The organism is Paenibacillus sp. CF384, assembly GCF_900106745.1.
Lineage (GTDB): Bacteria > Bacillota > Bacilli > Paenibacillales > Paenibacillaceae > Paenibacillus_Z.
In genome coordinates, this window is the sequence record NZ_FNNV01000008.1 from 177,444 (window position 1) to 195,339 (window position 17,896).

At 51.4% G+C, this 17,896-nt stretch carries 17 protein-coding genes and 1 pseudogene; 14 read left to right on the forward strand and 4 right to left on the reverse strand.

All coding sequences use genetic code 11. The features are described 5' to 3' along the window. Positions 1 to 416: 416 nt before the first annotated feature. The 6 genes from BLW29_RS15345 to BLW29_RS31785 all read left to right on the forward strand — a co-directional run bounded on the left by BLW29_RS15345 (position 417) and on the right by BLW29_RS31785 (position 5,682). Complete coding sequence (locus BLW29_RS15345; protein WP_090980993.1) at positions 417 to 986, forward strand: YdeI/OmpD-associated family protein; 570 nt, start codon at positions 417 to 419, stop codon at positions 984 to 986. Continuing rightward, positions 979 to 1,530, forward strand: coding sequence for an RDD family protein (locus BLW29_RS15350; protein ID WP_090980994.1), 552 nt, complete (start codon positions 979 to 981; stop codon positions 1,528 to 1,530). Before BLW29_RS15345 ends, BLW29_RS15350 begins: the two co-directional genes overlap by 8 nt. A 180-nt stretch (positions 1,531 to 1,710) precedes the next feature. Next, positions 1,711 to 2,802 carry a sugar ABC transporter substrate-binding protein gene (locus BLW29_RS15355; RefSeq protein ID WP_090980996.1) on the forward strand — a complete coding sequence of 364 codons (1,092 nt, stop codon included), beginning with the start codon at positions 1,711 to 1,713 and terminating at the stop codon, positions 2,800 to 2,802. Positions 2,803 to 2,919: 117 nt separating this feature from the next. After that, complete coding sequence (locus tag BLW29_RS15360; RefSeq protein WP_256208643.1) at positions 2,920 to 4,452, forward strand: sugar ABC transporter ATP-binding protein; 1,533 nt, start codon at positions 2,920 to 2,922, stop codon at positions 4,450 to 4,452. Beyond that, complete coding sequence (locus tag BLW29_RS15365) at positions 4,449 to 5,435, forward strand: ABC transporter permease (RefSeq protein WP_090980998.1); 987 nt, start codon at positions 4,449 to 4,451, stop codon at positions 5,433 to 5,435. The genes BLW29_RS15360 and BLW29_RS15365 overlap by 4 nt, the downstream gene beginning before the upstream one ends. A gap of 115 nt (positions 5,436 to 5,550) precedes the next feature. Next, positions 5,551 to 5,682 carry a hypothetical protein gene (locus tag BLW29_RS31785; RefSeq protein ID WP_256208662.1) on the forward strand — a complete coding sequence of 44 codons (132 nt, stop codon included), beginning with the start codon at positions 5,551 to 5,553 and terminating at the stop codon, positions 5,680 to 5,682. Here the strand turns inward: BLW29_RS31785 and BLW29_RS15370 are convergent. After that, a complete protein-coding gene (locus BLW29_RS15370) occupies positions 5,648 to 6,490 on the reverse strand; it encodes a substrate-binding domain-containing protein (RefSeq protein WP_090981038.1) in 843 nt (280 codons plus the stop codon). The two genes, BLW29_RS31785 and BLW29_RS15370, sit on opposite strands and share 35 nt — an antisense overlap. Before the next feature lie 251 nt (positions 6,491 to 6,741). On the opposite strand from BLW29_RS15370, the gene BLW29_RS15375 reads away from it, so the two are divergent. The 7 genes from BLW29_RS15375 to BLW29_RS15410 all read left to right on the forward strand — a co-directional run bounded on the left by BLW29_RS15375 (position 6,742) and on the right by BLW29_RS15410 (position 13,779). Further along, on the forward strand, positions 6,742 to 7,185 hold the full coding sequence (locus tag BLW29_RS15375; RefSeq protein ID WP_090981042.1) for a hypothetical protein: 444 nt from the start codon (positions 6,742 to 6,744) through the stop codon (positions 7,183 to 7,185). A gap of 19 nt (positions 7,186 to 7,204) precedes the next feature. Next, a complete protein-coding gene (locus BLW29_RS15380) occupies positions 7,205 to 8,488 on the forward strand; it encodes a stalk domain-containing protein (RefSeq protein WP_090981044.1) in 1,284 nt (427 codons plus the stop codon). A 99-nt stretch (positions 8,489 to 8,587) separates the two neighbouring features. Further along, entirely contained in the window at positions 8,588 to 9,601 is a 1,014-nt protein-coding gene (locus tag BLW29_RS15385) for a FecCD family ABC transporter permease (protein WP_090981046.1), read from the forward strand. Continuing rightward, positions 9,598 to 10,638, forward strand: coding sequence for a FecCD family ABC transporter permease (locus BLW29_RS15390; protein WP_256208645.1), 1,041 nt, complete (start codon positions 9,598 to 9,600; stop codon positions 10,636 to 10,638). Before BLW29_RS15385 ends, BLW29_RS15390 begins: the two co-directional genes overlap by 4 nt. An 850-nt stretch (positions 10,639 to 11,488) precedes the next feature. Then, positions 11,489 to 12,388, forward strand: a complete 900-nt coding sequence (locus BLW29_RS15400; protein ID WP_090981050.1) for a phosphotransferase family protein — start codon at positions 11,489 to 11,491, stop codon at positions 12,386 to 12,388. Positions 12,389 to 12,446: 58 nt separating this feature from the next. After that, positions 12,447 to 12,896 (forward strand): GNAT family N-acetyltransferase, encoded by a 450-nt coding sequence (locus BLW29_RS15405; protein WP_090981052.1) that lies wholly within the window; start codon positions 12,447 to 12,449, stop codon positions 12,894 to 12,896. Positions 12,897 to 12,933: 37 nt separating this feature from the next. Continuing rightward, the gene (locus BLW29_RS15410) at positions 12,934 to 13,779 is read left to right on the forward strand and encodes a phytanoyl-CoA dioxygenase family protein (protein ID WP_090981054.1); all 846 of its coding nucleotides are present in this window, start codon (positions 12,934 to 12,936) and stop codon (positions 13,777 to 13,779) included. A gap of 53 nt (positions 13,780 to 13,832) precedes the next feature. Here BLW29_RS15410 and BLW29_RS15415 read toward each other — a convergent pair whose 3' ends face one another. Both BLW29_RS15415 and BLW29_RS15420 read right to left on the reverse strand, forming a co-directional pair. Next, entirely contained in the window at positions 13,833 to 14,840 is a 1,008-nt protein-coding gene (locus BLW29_RS15415; RefSeq protein ID WP_371264727.1) for an N-acetylglucosamine kinase, read from the reverse strand. Beyond that, positions 14,788 to 15,960, reverse strand: a pseudogene (locus BLW29_RS15420) (cation:proton antiporter). Before BLW29_RS15420 ends, BLW29_RS15415 begins: the two are co-directional and overlap by 53 nt. Positions 15,961 to 16,119: 159 nt before the next feature. Here BLW29_RS15420 and BLW29_RS15425 point away from each other — a divergent pair. Then, positions 16,120 to 16,407, forward strand: coding sequence for a hypothetical protein (locus tag BLW29_RS15425; RefSeq protein ID WP_090981058.1), 288 nt, complete (start codon positions 16,120 to 16,122; stop codon positions 16,405 to 16,407). An 18-nt stretch (positions 16,408 to 16,425) separates the two neighbouring features. Here BLW29_RS15425 and BLW29_RS15430 read toward each other — a convergent pair whose 3' ends face one another. Then, a complete protein-coding gene (locus tag BLW29_RS15430; RefSeq protein ID WP_090981060.1) occupies positions 16,426 to 17,820 on the reverse strand; it encodes an MFS transporter in 1,395 nt (464 codons plus the stop codon). Positions 17,821 to 17,896 lie beyond the last annotated feature (76 nt).

Genomic DNA, 17,896 nt, shown 5'->3' on the forward strand with positions numbered 1-17,896 from the left:
GTACTAAGGTATTTGGTGCTATGGATGATATTCATACTCTTGTTCACCGCAGCAGCGTTAAGTCTCGAACTGTTAGAAGGATCTAAAATAACGACAACGGAATATTATGGCTTTCAGAATATAGGCTTCACCTTCATCGTGTTAATGTTTCTTACCGCATGTGTTCTCTATCCCGTAACTTTGCTCCCTATATCTTTACTCATTAGTAAGCTTGTGAGAGGTGTTCTCTTGCGAGTGCTATTCTATGGCATATTAGGTGTAATTGGTGGAATTATGATGTTCAATCAGTTGTATAATGATCGTTTTATTCAGGAATATGGTTTGAATTTGAGCACGGCAATCCTGATCTTCGGGGCCGCTGGCATCATCTATGCGCTGCTGGATCATTATCTTCACAAGAGGAGTCATAAACATTTATGGAAATGACAAACTTACTTGCGGCAAAATCGAGAGAAGATCTGCGGGCGTGGTTACTGGAGAATAGTACGATTGAGAAATCGTGCTGGGTCGTGGTTAGCGTGACGCCAACTCCCGATGTCGTGTTATATTTGGATGCCGTCGAGGAAGCATTGTGCTTCGGTTGGATAGATGGCGTTAAGAAGAAAATATCGGAAACCGAGGTGGCGCAGAGGTTATCCCCCAGAAGCAAAAAGAGCTCATGGACGGAATTGAACAAAGAACGCGTTCGCCGGCTCGAACGTTTAGGATTCATGCGAGACGAAGGAAGAAAGGTGCTTCCGGATATGAACCCGGAATCTTTTCGCATGGATGAGGTTATCGAGCAAAGGCTGAGAGAGGAACCGACAGCCTATGCGAACTTCTTGGCTTTTCCGGACCTGTACAAGAGAATTCGCATCGACACCATTCAAAGCTATAAAGATCAGCCGGAGTTATTTCTGAGCCGATTAGACAAGTTCATTGCCAACACCAAAGCGAACAAGATGTACGGCCAATGGCATGATAATGGACGGCTAATAGATGAATAGTCGCTTCACGTGGGCGCGTGGAAACTTAAACGGTGTACCGTTAGGCATCCGACTAATCGCTTTCCTCTGGGATTACGTGATTATATCCGGCTATATCGTTCTGCTAATCGGCCTATCTTTTCTCATTCGTCCTTGGTTGACGCCGTTGTTTACGACCTCCCCATGGTTGGCGGAGAGCAGTGGGTTCTTATTCATTACGCTCCCTGTATACCTTTATTTTGCAATATGTGAGGGATCGAGCGTGCATGCAACATGGGGGAAAAGACGAATGGGGATTGTGGTCGCAAGCCGGCGGCATGGTAACCCGGTTCGCTTCGGAGCCTCTCTGCTGCGTTCTGCGCTAAAATTCGCCCCGTGGGAGCTGGCCCATTTTACCATCTGGCATATGGTCATTCCTACCGACTACCCCGATGCCTTAATCTACTCCTTATTGGGGACCGTCTATGGTCTCGTACTCGTATATTTGATTAGTCCGTTATTGAATAGAAACAGACAGACGGTCTATGACTTGATCGCGGGGACCGTTATTAGGTATAGGAATTGAGGCAGTTTAGGGAAGTGGTAAACGCTTGTCACACAAACGTCGCACAAAGCGACGTTTTTTTTTTGTGTGGAAGGCGCTTAATATGTAGAATTTATTTTTCCGATTGACATACTCGGAATTTGCTTTTATAGTAAAAACATTCTAATTGAAGAGAACAAGAAATAGGGAGGCAACAATATTATGAACATCCGGAAACACGCGGGCCTCACGCTCGCACTCATCCTCGCGTTGACACTCGTGCTGTCCGCTTGCGGCAGCAAAGATAAGAATGAGAATAATTCGGCATCCTCCGGCGAGACGGCGCAGCATGCACTTGCGGGCAAGAAGATCGCGCTTGTCATGCAATTCAATCAAGGCACGTTCTCGGCCCAATATGTCGACGGCGTAACGAAGCAAGTCGAGAAGTTCGGCGGCAAAGTAACCGTTATGGCATCCGACAACGACTTGAATAAAATGGTCTCTAATCTAGATACGGCGATCAACCAGAAATTCGACGGTATCTTGCTCGACCACGGCAATGCTGACGCGCTGACGAACGGCGTGAACAAAGCAGTCGCCGCTGGCATCCCGGTCGTCGCTTTCGACTCCGGACTGACCGTGGACGGCGTAACGAGCCTGGCTCAGAACGACCAATTGTTGGCAGACAAGTCGCTTGCGGCGCTGGCTAAAGACGCTGGCGGCAAAGGCAACATCGTCAAAGTATGGGTGGCCGGCTTCCCGCCGATGGAATCCCGTCAAATCAAATACGCTGAATTCCTGAAGGCGAATCCGGATATCAAGGAAATTGCGCAATTCGGCGATGCAAGCAAAGCGCAGCTGGACGCGCAAACGCGAATGGAAGCGATTCTGAAGAAGTACCCGGAGAAAGGCAGCATTACGGCGGTCTGGGCCGCTTGGGATGAATTCGCGAAAGGCGTTACGAACGCGATCAAGCAAGCCGGACGCACGGAAATCAAAGTTTATGGTATCGATCTTAGCGACGAGGATCTTGCGCTCATTCAAGATCCGACCAGCCCTTGGGTTGCATCGGCAGGCGCTGATCCGTCCTCCATCGGCCAAGTGCAAGCGCGCTACCTTTACCAGAAGCTGAATGGCGACAAGACGGACGCGACGGTGCAGATTGAACCGGTATTCGTCAGCCGCGACTCGCTGCCAACGGACAAGAAAGTAACGACAGCCGATCTTGGCGAATACGTCGAAGGCTGGGGCAAGAGCGAGCAAGGCAACACGGATTATCTGAAAGAGCTGGAGCAAGCGGTAGGCGCGAAATAAGCGCTGGTAATAAGCGACATAGCGATACGCAATGATGAAGAATCAGCAGGAAACGGCGCGGAGCTTCCGCGCCGTTTTGTTCTATCTGGAAGAGCTTCTGAGAGGAGATGAGCGATCATGGTAGATGGACAAGCTGCAAGCACGGCGAGCATGCTGCGCATGAATGGCATCGGTAAGTCTTTCGCAGGCGTCGCGGCGCTGAAGAGCGTCGATTTCGAGCTGCGAAGCGGCGAGGTTCACGCACTTCTCGGCGCGAACGGGGCCGGCAAGAGTACGTTGATGAAGATTTTATCCGGTGCATACGCGGGCGACAATGGCACGGTCGAGATCGATGGCCAGACGCTAATCATCCGCTCGCCGGCGGACGCAAAGAAGAACGGCATCCACTGCGTGTATCAGGAGGTGGATACGTCGCTTGTGCAGCATCTGAGCGTCGCGGAGAATATTATGCTCGACCGCATGGCCGCTTCAGAAGGCAGCGCCTGGATCTCTTGGAGCAAACTGAAGCAGGATGCCGCGCAGGTGCTGGATAAGCTCGGGCTTGGCATCAATATTAACAGCAGCGTGTCGGAGTTGACGCTGGCGGAGAAGCAGCTCGTGCTTATCGCGCGGCTGTTCGCTCAAGATGCGAAGTTCGTCATTCTCGACGAGCCGACGGCACCGCTGAGTATAGAGGAAGCCGACCGGTTATTCGGTCTGATGGACGGCTTGAAGGCGGCCGGCATCGGCATCGTCTTCATCTCGCATCGCTTGCCGGAAGTGTTTCGGGTTAGCGACCGGATCACGGTCATGAGGGACGGAGGCGTCGTCTTGAACGTATCGGCAGCCGCGACAACCATCGCTGACGTCATCCGCGCGATGCTCGGCAAGAGCTTCGAGGAGGAGTATCCGAAACTGCCAGCGGTTATTGGAGAGCCGATCTTGGAGACTCGCGGGTTGGCAGCGGGACGTCGCGTGCGTGGCGTGGACCTGACCGTACACAGCGGCGAGATCGTCGCGGTCGTCGGTCTTGTCGGCGCCGGCAAGACCGAACTGTCACGACTGTTGTTCGGCGTGGACGTCGCAGATGGCGGCAGCATCTCGCTTGCCGACAAGGTGGTCGTGCTGCGTTCGCCGGCAGATGCCGTGGAAGCGGGAATCGTGCTTGTGCCCGAGGAACGGCGCAAGGAAGGGATACTCGTGCGCGAATCCGTGCTGCACAATTTGAGCCTGCCGATTCTGCGCTCGCTCAGCAAGTTCGGCTTTATCTCCGGCGCCAAGGAGAAACTCCACGGGGCGGACGTGATCGGGCGGCTCGGCATCAAGGCGTCGCATCCCGATATCGCGACGGCGTTCCTCAGCGGCGGCAACCAGCAGAAGGTAGCAATCGGCAAATGGATGAGCACGGACGCGCGTGTTTTTGTGTTCGACGAGCCGACGAAGGGCGTAGACATCGGCGCGAAGCGAGATATTTTCCGGATCATCGGGGAGTTAGCGCAACAAGGGAAAGGCATCTTGTATTTAACCTGTGAATTTGCGGAAGCGCTGGGTCTGGCCGATCGCATTCTCGTCCTGTGCGACGGGAAGATCGTCCGCTCGTTCCGGCGGGGTGAAGCGTCGCAGGAAGATTTGCTTTATTTTGCGAGTGCAGGTAAGGAGGAAATGTTATGAACAATCGGCTGCTGCAATTCTCGTTTAAGTATGGAGCGATTATTTTCATCGGAATCGTCTTGCTGTTCTTCTCGCTCTATAACGAATATTTTCTAACGTACAACAATATCGCGGATATTCTGCGCTCCATCTCCATCGTGACGTTCGTCGCCATCGGGGTGACGATCTCGCTTACCGTCGACGGCTTCGATTTGTCCGTCGGGTCTACCGTGTCGCTGGCAACCGTATTGTCGGCGACGATGATGGTTTGGTACCAAATGCCGCTCGCCGTCGTCATTATCGTACCGATCGTGTTCGGAGCTCTAATCGGACTGATCAATGCTTTTCTAATCGTAAAGGTTCGCATTCCGGATCTGCTGGCCACGCTGGCGGTCATGTATATCGTTAGTGGTGTGCATAAGACGTACACGAAGGGCTATTCCATCTACAGCAACATGCAGATGCAGGACGGAAGCAAGGCGCCCGGCGAAATCACGAAGCAATTTCTCTGGATTGGTCAAGGCAAATTACTTGGCGTGCCGTTCCCCGTCGTTCTCATGGTGATTGCAGTCGTCGCGGCGCATCTGTTCTTCAAGTACACGCGCCTTGGCAGGCAGATGATCATGATGGGCGGAAACGAGGAAGCGGCCCGCTTATCCGGCTTGCGCGTCAAACGCGTTCGAACACTCGCGTATGTCGCGTCCGGCGTGCTGGCGGCGATCGGCGGTATCCTGTTCACCGCCCGGGTTGGCAACGGTCAAGTCGATGCCGGAGCGCCGATGCTCATGGAAGCGGTCGCCGCCGTATTTGTCGGCTACTCCGTCTTCGGTGCGGGACGTCCGAACGTCATCGGCACTTTTTTCGGCGCGATCCTGATCGGCGTACTCGTCAACGGCATGACGATGATGAACGTGGAATATTACACTACGGACATCATCAAAGGGGCAGTGCTCGTGCTAGCGCTGGCGGTCACGTTCATTCACCTTAACCGGCGCAGAGGTTAATGGTTATCTGTAAGCCTAGGGGGACTGACCCCATAACGTGAGACAAATTAAAACACCTTCAAGTGAAAGGCCCCATGTCGTAAGATGTGGAGGACAACTTGGAGGTGTTTTTGCATTGGCAACAAGAGTCAGTTACCCGGTGGAAGTAAAGATGAAAGCCATTGAAATGAGACTGGCAGGTATTCCGGTTAAGAAGGTCATGGATCAGCCCGTTACAGCCTGCAGAAGAACCGAACCATCGCCTTAATCATATACTCTCTGCCGATGGGGCCCCAAGGGTCCCATTCCAGGCTGTCGGGGAAATACACCCTGTTCCCCTTCACCGCTGAGAGCTGCTGCCATCTTGAGTCGGCAGCGAATTCATGGATGGAGGCGTCATCGCTCCATATAACAAGAATTTGCTCGGGGTCCAGCTCGACGACTCGGTCGAATGCATGATCCATATAACTGCCGTGCGTAACGCGATCGTCCGACAGGAACCCGAGCCGATCATACAGCTCGCTGATCTGAAACGGCTTCGATAGCCGCTGTTCCATATAATCAATCGTCGTCTGGATCGAATCGTGCCCGATCCGATCAGGTGCTTGCTGATGAGCATGCAGATGCAAGAGGAGCTCCAGAAACGCATGCTGTCTTCTCAGCATGCCGATCTCGCTCTCTTCCGTCATCGCTTGGTGCAGCAGCGACAGCTGCGATTCGGTGAGCGCGGAAGCTGCTCGATGTATCGTTCCATTTCCGGTTATGGAGGGAAGTTTCCCTCCAACTGTCTCCGTTTCGCCGATATGCAGTGCGCTGTACGTGATCAATGCCACCTTCAAGGTGCCAATTGAATCGGTCATCAGCTCGAAGCTTCCTTCCCCCGGATGAAAGAAGAAAAAAACGCCTTCCTTGATTGCGCTCGAAATGCCGTTCCGCAGAAACAGCTGGCCGCTTCCTCCTTGGACAATGACGATTAATCCGCTTCCGGCATGCATCGGCTCCGAACGAAAGCTGCGTTTGAAATGAATGAGTTTTATCGATAAGGGATAGCAGGATAAATAGTGGGATGTTGACATGAAGTTGAATCCTTTTCATTAGTAATTAGCGCTTAATTGATAATCATTATCAATTACAAGTTTAACAGGTTTGGGGCTGCCAGCCAATAAGTAAATTTGTTGATGTCGCTAAATGAAGATTTTGTCCAAAAAAAAATGACAATGTGGTGCATTGGAATCAAATAGATCGATAGGTACAATAGGTAATGAAAATGATTCTCATCGACAAATGTAAGGGGTTGTAGAAAACGGTAAGGTATATAACGCTCCTGTTGTTTATCGGACTGCTCTTGTCCGGCTGCGGGACTGCCGAGTCCGGCGGACCGAAAGAAGTGGACAAGCCTGTCGCGGAGGAAGCCTTGTCGGCCGAATCGTCGGGTGATCCTCTTGACCAGATAGAGGCGGCTCAGATTGATGATCCGGCGGCTGCGGCAAAGGAGATGACCAGCTTGATCAAGACGTTCAAAGACGCGGTGGAATCGGACAACAAGGAAGAAGCTATCGCGCAGGCTGTACGGATGGCATCCATCTGGAAGTCGCTGAGCACCGACATGCCGCAAGAACAATCCAAACGCTTGAATCAGATGAATGCTGATTTACGGGGGTTGCTCGAAGCGGTGCATGCCGAGAATTGGGATAAAGCCAAGCTTGTCGATCTCGATTATTCGCTTTACCAAGGGTTCCGGGAAGTGAAGACCGTACTACTACTTTCATAAAGAGAAAGGTGAAACAACAATGGTATCAAGCAAAAAATATCTCGCATTCATGCTCTGCATCGGCCTTATCATGGCACTTGTGCCTGCAACGGCCGCAGCGGCGGCAACAAAAACGATCAGCGTAACGATTGACGGCAAAAAACAAAGCTATTCGGCAAGTCCGCGCGTCGTGAACGGCCGCACGCTCGTACCGTACCGCGCAATCGCCGAAGCGCTTGGTGGTACGGTTTCCTATGACGCCAAATCCCAAAAAGCAACGATTAAAAAAAGCGGTGCGACAATTGAGCTGACGCAAGGCAGCAAGAAGGCCTACATTAACGGCAGCGCGGTTTCGCTTGACGCGGGTCCGATGAACTCAAACGGCAATGTGCTTGTACCTTTACGTTTCGTAGGCGAATCGCTGGGCGTATGGGTGACTTGGAACGGCACTTCTTCCACGGCTGTCTTGGAAACCAAGCGGACGTTCAAGCACCGGCTGGGCAGCGCGGAGTTGAATCATGTGCCAAAACGCGTCGTCGTCCTGTTCAACGGCGGGGTCGACATCTCCGTCCTGCTTAAAGTTAAGCCTGTCGGCGCGGTGGAATCCTATATCCAACAGCCATTCTATGAATATATCCGCCCGAGCCTGATCGGCACGAAGACGCTTGGCGATGAGACGCAGCCGAACGTGGAAGCGATCGCGGCACTTAAGCCGGACGTCATTATCGGCACGATCGAGCGGCACGAAAAAATTTATCCGCAATTGAGCAAGATCGCTCCGACGATCATCATGGACGATCTGTCCGCTTGGCAGGAGAACCTGCAAGTCATTTCCAAAGTATACAACAAAGAAGAAGCGGCATCGGCGTTCATGGCTGACTGGGATGCGCAAGTGGCCGATTTCAAGAAGAAGCTGCCTGCGAGCATCAAAGGCTCCGCGATTTCGATTATCCGCGTCAACCCGAACGGCACGGCACGCGCTTACAATGCGGGCTTCGCGTATAAAATTTTCAAGGAATTGGGCTTCTCGACGCCTAAAGCACAGCTGGCGACAGGCCAAGAATTTATTGCGGTCAACTCGCAGGAGCAAGTATCCTTGCTTGACGGCGATTACATCTTCGACTTCACCACGGACTGGGATGGGGACGGCGCCGTTCTGCAGCATCAGAAAACGTGGACGTCCAGCGCGCTATGGAAGAACCTGAAAGGCGTCAAAAATAACCACTACTACAAAGTCAACTCCGTTACTTGGAACCTGTCGGGAGGCGCGCTTGCAGCCAAGCTGATGCTGGACGACCTCTACTTCCACTTCGGCTTGGAATAATAAGAACGGGCCGATATATGTAAGGGAAAACGGAAGAATGAGCCGATTGGGCTCATTCTTTTGCTGTATGTACGTGTGGGGGAGGAAGCGGAATCGGGCATGGATATCCATACGAAAATGAACGTTTACCGGAGCGCGGGACTCATCGCAAGCTGCCTTCTACTACTGCTCAGCGTCGTCTCCAGCATCTGCTTTGGCTTTGTATCCATTAGCTTGAAGGATCTAGCAGCATCCTTCGCAAGCTATGACGAGACGATTATGGAACAAGTCGTCGTCCGCACGGCCAGACTGCCTCGGGCAGTGATTGCCGCGGCGGTTGGCGCGTCGCTTGCTCTGGCGGGAGCGGTGCTGCAGAGCGTAACGAGGAACCCGCTCGCTTCGCCGAGCGTGCTCGGCATCAACGCCGGCGCGTCGGTTGCCGTCGTGGCGGCCATTACCGTCATGGGAATCCGGGATACGGAGGCGCTGATGTGGTTTGCTTTCGGCGGCGCGGCGTTAGCGGCGGGTATGGTGTTCGCGTTAGGCTCACTAGGGCGCGAGGGGTTGTCTCCATTGAAAATAATATTGGCAGGTGCGGCATTAACGGCTCTATTCTCTTCGTTAACGCAGGGGATGCTTGCCCATAACGAGAATGGCCTGCAGGAAGTGCTGTTCTGGTTGAGCGGCTCCGTCGCGGGACGCACGACCGAGATGCTGCTGCCGACCGTGCCTTATATGGCCGCCGGCATCGCACTGTCGTTTGTTCTGTCCAAGCATTGGAACGTTATTGCGCTTGGGGAGGAATCGGCAAAGGGACTGGGTCAACATTTACTCATCGTGAAGGCGGTGGCCGGCGTAATCGTCATCTTGCTTGCGGGCAGCGCGGTAGCCGTGGCGGGACCGATCGGACTTGTTGGCATTATCGTACCGCATATCGCGAAGCGTTTCGCAGGCAACGATTATAGGTGGCGGCTTCCGTTCAGCGCTGTTCTGGGAGCAACGCTGCTTGTGCTTGCGGATCTTGCCGCGAGATTCCTTCATTACCCGATCGAAATTCCAGTAGGCATCATGACGGCCGCGATCGGCGCGCCGTTCTTTATCTACATTGCCCGGAAGGAGCGTGCGAAGGAATGATGGTATCCGGAAAGCTTTCCACGGCAAACCGTCTTCCCGTCAAGCTGCACCGGCCGACGATGATGACGACAGTCGGATTGGCATCCGTTTTGATTGCTGTGGCAGCCGCCTACTTGATGGTGGGGGAATCCATGTATGGTCCACTTACGGCTTGGCGCGCATTATGGGGAACCGGGGAGGAAGAAAGCATAATGATCGTGCAGTCGCTCCGCGCTCCGCGTCTTGCGATTGCGATATTGGCAGGCGCGTCTCTCGCTTTATCTGGTGCCATTTTGCAGGCGATTATCCGCAATCCGCTTGCGGCGCCGGACGTTGTCGGCATTACGGGAGGGGCTTCGTTCGGAGCGGTCGTATTTATTACTGCATTGTCGGGCTCTCTTAGCATCCGCCTGCTGCCCGTTGCGGCGATTATTGGCGCGTTTTGCGCCGCTGCGCTTGTTTATGCATTCGCTTGGAAACGCGGAGCGAGCTCGCTGCGCCTTGTTCTCGTCGGTATAGGCGTGTCGTCGCTGCTATCGGCCGGCGTTTCGTTCATGCTGGCGTTCAGCCAAGCGTACGCCGCTACTTCCGCTTATATCTGGCTGATGGGAACGATCTATGGATCGTCTTGGGAGCATGTGTGGACGCTGCTGCCTTGGACGATTGCGCTTGGAGCGGCTGTCTACTTCCATACGCGAGTCATTCAAGTCCAGCTGTTAGGCGATGAGATTGCCACCGGTATCGGCTCCGCCGTTCAGCGGCATCGGCTGCTGCTCGTGTTTCTCAGCGTGGGCTTGGCCGGCTCTGCCGTATCGATTGGCGGCGCTATCGGGTTCGTCGGATTAATAGCTCCGCATGCGGCGAGGCGTTTGGTCGGGCCTGTCATGGGCCGAGTGCTCCCTGTCAGCGCTTTGTTCGGCGCAATTGTCGTGGCGGCCGCGGATTTGATCGGGAGAACGCTGTTCCTTCCCCTCGATATTCCCGTCGGCGTCTTCACCTCTGCGATCGGCGCGCCGTTCTTCATTTTCCTGCTGTATCGATCTCGCAACAGAATATAGACTACTGAAAAGGAGCTTGCACGCGGTAGCTCCTTTTTAGTTGTTGTAGTAACGGGTGGTAAGTCTAAAATCAAGACACGAAAGGCTTCCCCTTTTATCTCGTTTGTAATAAATTGGAACATATAGACCTGCGTTGTGCTTGTTGGATTACAAAATATACAGGAATGACGTGTAAGGAGTACAATACATTTGCTATTTTCTTGTCTCAAATGACATATGACGTGTACTTCGTACATTTTATGCGTTTCTTTCTAATGAAAACGGCTGGTTATCCGTATTTCAAATGCATTTTATACACGTAAAATACTTTTTTTCTCAGAAGACTTCGGTTTGTCGTGTAGTTTGTACAACTCAAGGAGGAAGCCGATTAACCTTTTCTTGCTGCACCATCTTTTCCTTGCCACAGAATTCTTTCCATGTCGACGCCTTCCAACGACTTTGTTAAGAGAGCATTTCACTATATCATGCAACCGGCACTGAGCTATTAATCCATCGTGATCTGGGGAGATTACTATTTTTAGAGTGATACTGGAGTTACTTCGAATTGTTTTATTAATTGCGGTTCTTGGGGCTGTTTTTGGATACTTGATAAGAACAATCTACAATGAAATCGGTATAGCGAACGATAATGAATGGACGATTATGCTTGGCATCTTCATATTCATTTTTGTATTGTACAGAAACAAGCTTCAGTTTAGCGGATGGTATACAGGCAAGGGAAGAGAAAAGCTGCCTAAAAGGGCAACTCAATGTTTGACTATTATTGCTGCTTTGTTGATCTTAGCGCCTGTGTTTTAATTATGTTTTCAACTTTTGGAGTTTGAGAGGTTCCATATAAGGAGGGATCACGATGGATTTCGCGAACCGTTTTGTGATGGAGCACTTCGGCAGCCGTGCTGAGCATCTCGCTCCTCTGGCGTCCGGTGCTTGGTCGAAAGCCTATTCCTTTACGCTCGATGGGCATGAAATGATAATTCGATTCGGCGCCTATGTAGAAGACTTTGAGAAGGATCGTGCAATGGGGACATTCTCCACGGCTGCGCTGCCGATTCCGAAGGTGTTAGAGGTGGGGAAGACGGAGAACGGATTCTTCGCCGTATCCGAGCGGGTGCGAGGCGAGAAGCATCTCGATGAGCTGGACAAATCGGAAATGCGCGTTGTCCTCCCGCAATTGTTCGACGCGCTCTATGAGCTTCAGACGCAAGATCTTACCCGTACACAGGAAGTTGGACTTTGGCGTCCGGAGGGAACGGGTCCAAGCTGGGGGGCTGAGTTATTATCGGTAGCTGAGCCAAGGGAGAGGCTTGCCGGCTGGCGCGAACGGTTAGATACTTCGCCGCGCGAGGCAAGCATCTTCGATGCCGGCGTAGCAAAGCTTCGTATACTCGCCTCGCAGCTCCCGGACATTCGAGGAATCGTCCATAATGATCTATTGAACCGAAACGTGTTGGTGAATAATGGGAAACTAACCGGGGTTTTCGATTGGGGTAACGCGTTATACGGTGATCCTCTCTACGACCATGCTTGGTTTCTTTATTGGTGGCCTTGGTATCCGCAGTGGCAAGGAATCGACTTGCAAGCCATGCTGGATCAGCACTGGGACAAGCGCGGAGGCCAGCCAACACAAATGAAGGAACATCTACTCTGTTACCTCATTCACATTGGGCTGGACCATATCGCCTACTGTGCGTTTAGGGAACGCACGGAAGATATGAAGCGAAATGCCGAACAAGTCTTGAGTTATATCTAACGGGCATGACCCATATAATGATTGTTGAATTGCTCGATGAAGGAGGAATCCGACCGCGATGCAACAACCTATTAGCATTACTCCGTACAACGCCAAGTACGCCGAGCAAACGATAGAAATGTGGCGTGCGAGCAAGGAGAAGGCGATCGGGCAGCAGGCACTCCACAGTGTGGAGGACCACATTTACTTTCTGAACGAGATATTGCCGCAGCGGTTTCATATTCAAGTAGCGCTTATCGATGAGAAAGTCGTAGGAATCATTGCTTTCAATGAGCGTGAAGTCAGTCAGCTCTATATTCATATTGATCATCAAGGGATCGGGATCGGTCAAACCTTGTTAGATCAAGCCAAAGAACAATCGAGCGGTAAATTAACGTTGTATACGTTTGAAATCAATGAAATCGCACAGCGCTTCTATGAGAAGAATGGATTTACGGTTATTTCCAGAGGTCATGAAAATGAAGAAAATTTGCCTGATATTCTCTACGAGTGGGTATTGCGGTCCTAATCATCTAACAAGGCTATGAAAGAGAGGCTGATGGTTTATGGGTACGAATGCTGTACAAACGACCAAAGAAGAGATTCTGGCGCACTACAAGGCTAATGGTTTCGCCGTCATTCCGAATGCGTTGTCGCAGGAGGAACTGGACTACTTAAACGGATTGGTAGAGGCTTCTTTGAAAGAGTCTCCGGAGCATTGGCATCAACCGATTGAAGGCGCAGTCGGTACAGGCAGTTTCCTCGAGAAGCATCCGCTTGAGATGGATCCATTCATTCGTCATCCGAAGATCTTTCCGCTTATTCAGGAAGTGCTGCTCGGAGAAGCGCGTTTTGCTCAATTTGATTTTCGGGATGTATCCGCGGACCGAGCGAGCAACAGCGAGATGAATTTTCACCGCGATATCAGCTATTACGGCACGATAGGCGGGAAGATTTACGATCCGGAGAATCCCTATATCAGTACGTATACGTGCGTCATCTATTATTTGTCGGATGTTCACGAGTGCTGCCCGGCGTTCTGCTTAGTACCGAATAGCCATATGTACTCGTCGCTTGATGAAGCGAAGGAGAAGCAGGGGGAAGCTTACCGGGAAATCCCGATTCGGGGGCAAGCCGGTACCGCCGTGTTGTACAATATAACGACCTATCATACGCGCAAGGGCGGAAGAGCGGATTGTACGCACGGCCGTCGTACGATGCATAACTACCATTCCCGGGCGTCGAGCTACCCGCTGACCAACTGGGCGACGGTGCCTGAGGTGCTCGCGCTCAGCGATGATCATGACACCCGCCTGTTCTATTCGCAATGGACGCCTAACCAAATCAAATTCGCAAGAGAGAATTATACGAAACCAATCCCGGCTTACTATCCGGTAAATATGGTGAAATAGCGACTGCCTGCAGCAAGAACCCCCGCTCAATAAATGAGCGGGGGTTTCTTCATTTAGGGATTCTTTTGTAAGTTGTGAATGATGTCGGGTGTAATGGGAATCTGCAGCTGATTCATCGCATATAGAACAGCTCCGGCAACAGGAGGAAGCGTTGGTTCTACAAGATGATACCTTCTGTTTGATCCGTTTAAGAGCATGCCGCTTAACGTATGAGAGAAATAAGGACTGTTCGCGACGCTTCCTATCAACGTAACCTCAACCGTATCGCTTGAGAAAGAGGCAGCCAGAAGCTCAATGCCAACTTTGATTTGGTTCATCGCCCGGTCACAAACTCGGATCGCGAGAGAACTTCCTTGCTCGGCTGCTTCGGTAATCGTCGGTGCAAACTGTCCGAATTTCTTGTCGCGCTCTTGACGGTCATCGATAAAACCACTTCGTGCCAGCTCGGAGAATTCAGCTGCCGATTGTACATGCCAATGCTGCAGCATGGACTTCATGAGTTCTTCGTCCGATTCATCGGTATGACCTGCAAGCATCTCATAAGCGGCATCGTAGGCAAGGAATCGAGCAGCGCTTGCTGCGTAGTGATGGAAATCGTAATTTCTTATAAACCGGCCATCTTCGGTAATCGCTACGATAATAGAACCTGTACCTGCGATTACAACAATTCCGGGCTTTGCTAATAATGCGCCATAGTGAGCTACCACGGCATCGTTTACATGCCACCGAGGACCGGATAAGCCGGGGATATCGGTTAAAGGGATCACCCATTCGAGATCGGATGCGGCATCGTATCCAGCAATCCCTGCGGCAGTTCCTGCCACCTGATGCCGCTCTTTATTAGCAAGCGCCAACGCTTCTGTAATAGCGTTATGTACATTCTGTACTGCTAATGCATCTTTATGGAGGGAAGCAGCCCCTTTCTCGCAATAAGCAAGAACGTTCCCCATAAGATCGCAAACTAACACTCGCGTGTTCGTTCCGCCCCCGTCAATCCCGATGAGAATATCATTTGCTGCTATCGTGAGCCCCTCCTTGTGCTGCGGTTCTACTGAAGAAATATTTTAACAATGGCGGTGCGATCAAGGTTGTTAAGATAATCTTAATGACAACAGAGGTGAAATACTTCTCCGGAAGCAATGAAGCTTGTAAACCTGTGGCTGCGATGATTAGCGCAACTTCTCCTCGGGAGATCATGCCTGACCCAATGGCCAAGGACGAGCGGGCATTCATTCCCGTTATTCTTGCTCCGAGTGCCCCGCCCAGCAGTTTCGTAAGAACGGCAGCAAGGGTTAAAGCCACCATAAAGCCAATCTGATTCCCTACTCCAGCGAAGGACACGTTCAATCCGATACTGACAAAGAACACAGGCACAAAGATGGAGTACGCGATGGGTTCGATTTTGGATTCTACGGTATGCTTGAACGAGGTTTGGGAAATTGCGATGCCAGCGGCAAAAGAACCGATAATAGCAGCCATCCCCATCTGTTCCGCAAAATAAGCAAAACCGAAACAAACCACAAGCGCCATGGTGATAACTGGCTCCGTAACCGAGATACGCGCGAATAGCTTCATGAACCTTGGCACAATCAGCCAACCGACGAAGAGCGTCACGATGAAGAAAAGCAGCTTTTTGCTAACTAGCATCCCGATTGAGATATCGTTGCCGCTTCCCAGGAAACTCATCATAACTGCCAGCAGAATGATAACAATGACGTCATCGATGACTGCTGCTCCGAGGATCGTTGTCCCTTCGCGAGAGTTCAGCTTGTTTAAATCCTTCAGCACCTGCACCGAAATACTGACCGATGTTGCGCTAAATACGGCCCCATAAAGAGCGCATAGTTCGAATCGAGGCCGAAGGCGTCCGCTACGGCATAACCACCCAGAAAAGGCAGTATAATTCCTCCGACAGCCACGGCAAAAGCAGACCGCCACGTTTGTTTGAGCTGCTCAAGATCGGTCTCCAAGCCTGCAATAAACATGAGTAAGATAACGCCAATTTCCGCCGTGTAATGAATGAATTCATTATTCTCGATCCACCCAAGGACTGCCGGACCGACAAGGATGCCTACGATTAGTTTACCTACCAAGTACGGAAGGCTGCCCTATCAGCGTGGAGAGATGTCCAAAGATCTTCGTGAGGAATAAGATGAGAAATAGATAAAGAATGAACTCCATATTATTGTTGCACCTCAATTCCCGCATATTGAATTTGTATCCATAATATACTCTATACAATGTGGGAATCAAATAGAGGCATATATGCAGAGTTGGTTGAATACAATGGCCAATAAGACGGGTTTACCAGTTCTGTTGCAAACCAGGAGGTTGATCGAATTGCTCAAAGCAGTGGATGTCAACTTGGACGCGGGGGAAATGGTGCTGAAGCTGGAGAAGGATAGCGCACCTAAGAGGATCGAGTACAGCAAGCTTGAGCGGTTAGAATTGGCGAGAGAGTCGGTAAGAAAGCTGCTCAGAACCGTTGAGGTGAAGGTGATCAAGCTGCATGTCAGAGGCATGGAGAACACGGTCGTCATAGCCAGCGACAAGGTTGGAGACTATGATTACGTCGAGCAATATCTGAAGAAGATTGCCGAGAAATATGAAATAACCGTCGAGCAATAATAGATAGCTTAAAGCGCCTCAGCCTGGCTCTTCAGCAGGATGAGGCGTTTTTGTGCGTCGCAGGTTCATGACTAACAAAGCCAGCGCTATGAACGTGAGAATAATCCCGAGCGTTCGAAAACCTCCGGCACTGAACCGGTCCCCCATAACGATGCCTGTCAGCAATGAGGATAGAATGGTCCCCAGGTATCTCGATGTATTGAATAGGCCTGAAGCCACACCGATCATTTCTTTGGGAGCGCTGTTAAACAATGTCGCCTGCATGCCTACGGCGTTCATTCCGTTGCTGACCCCGAATGCGGCTAATGCCAAGCCCACGCTGACAATCGGGGAATTTTGATTTAAGGTCACGATCCATACGGAACCGAATGTCATCAGTAGTGCAGATAACAGTAGTGACGGCCATGGTCCGGATTTCTCGATCCAACGTCCTGCGATGGGAGATATAACGAGCGAGGACAAGCCTAAGGTTAGCATAAGAATCCCGGTATGGAGCTCGCTGACATGACGGACCGTTTGCAGGTAAGACGGGAATCCGAAGAAGAGCGCATAGAACAGCAAGTTAACGAGTATGAATTGGACATTGACCCAAGTCAGAGCCGGATATTTGGCGAACGTACGCAGTGGTATAAAAGGTGACGGCGTTCTTAGCTCATGTCGTACGAAAGCTCCCAGCGCCACAAGGCCGAGCGAGCCCATAGCGATATTCCATAATGCGATATGACCGGATGATTTGACTGCCAGCATACTAACGAGCAGCGCGATCAAGCCAACTGTGAAGAGTAAGATTCCAGGCGCATCGATCAACGTCATCCATCCTCGAATAGTCAAGCTGCGTCGTCCCACGGTAGAAGTCGGTTCGTCCTTAGGGATCGTCCGCCAAGCGGTTATAAAACTCGCCACCACGAACGGAATATTGACCATAAAGATCGCAGGCCAATCCCACCACTCAATCAAAGCCCCGCCCACAAAAGGTCCAATGGCTGCCGCTCCGGATAGGAAGATGGACAGAACAGACAGTGCAGTCGCTTGTTTCTCTGTAATATGAATACGGATAATGGCCATCCCAACCGCAACCATCATACTTGTACCGATGGCTTGCGCAACGCGGGATACGACCAGCCATCCGAAATTAGGCGATAGTGGAGCAAGTAAGAAGATGACGAAAGAAACAACCAGACCGGCAAGAAAGATCTTCCTGCGTCCAAATAAATCGCTGGCCTTGCCCATGACGGGCTGAGCGATAGCACTTGCAATGTAGAAAGCGAAAATAATCCAAGAAACCGCAGTGAAATCCAATTGGTATTCATGCTGCAGTCTTGTAATCGCAACGGAGATCATCGACGAGTTTAAGGGGTTTAACAGGATTCCAAGTCCAACGGCTGTCATCAGCCACCTGCTGCGGGCATTCATATGAAGTTCCTCCCTGAGTGTTCCTTTCATTAGCTTACCGTGGATCTTATATTTACTCCAACGCATTTCATGGTAT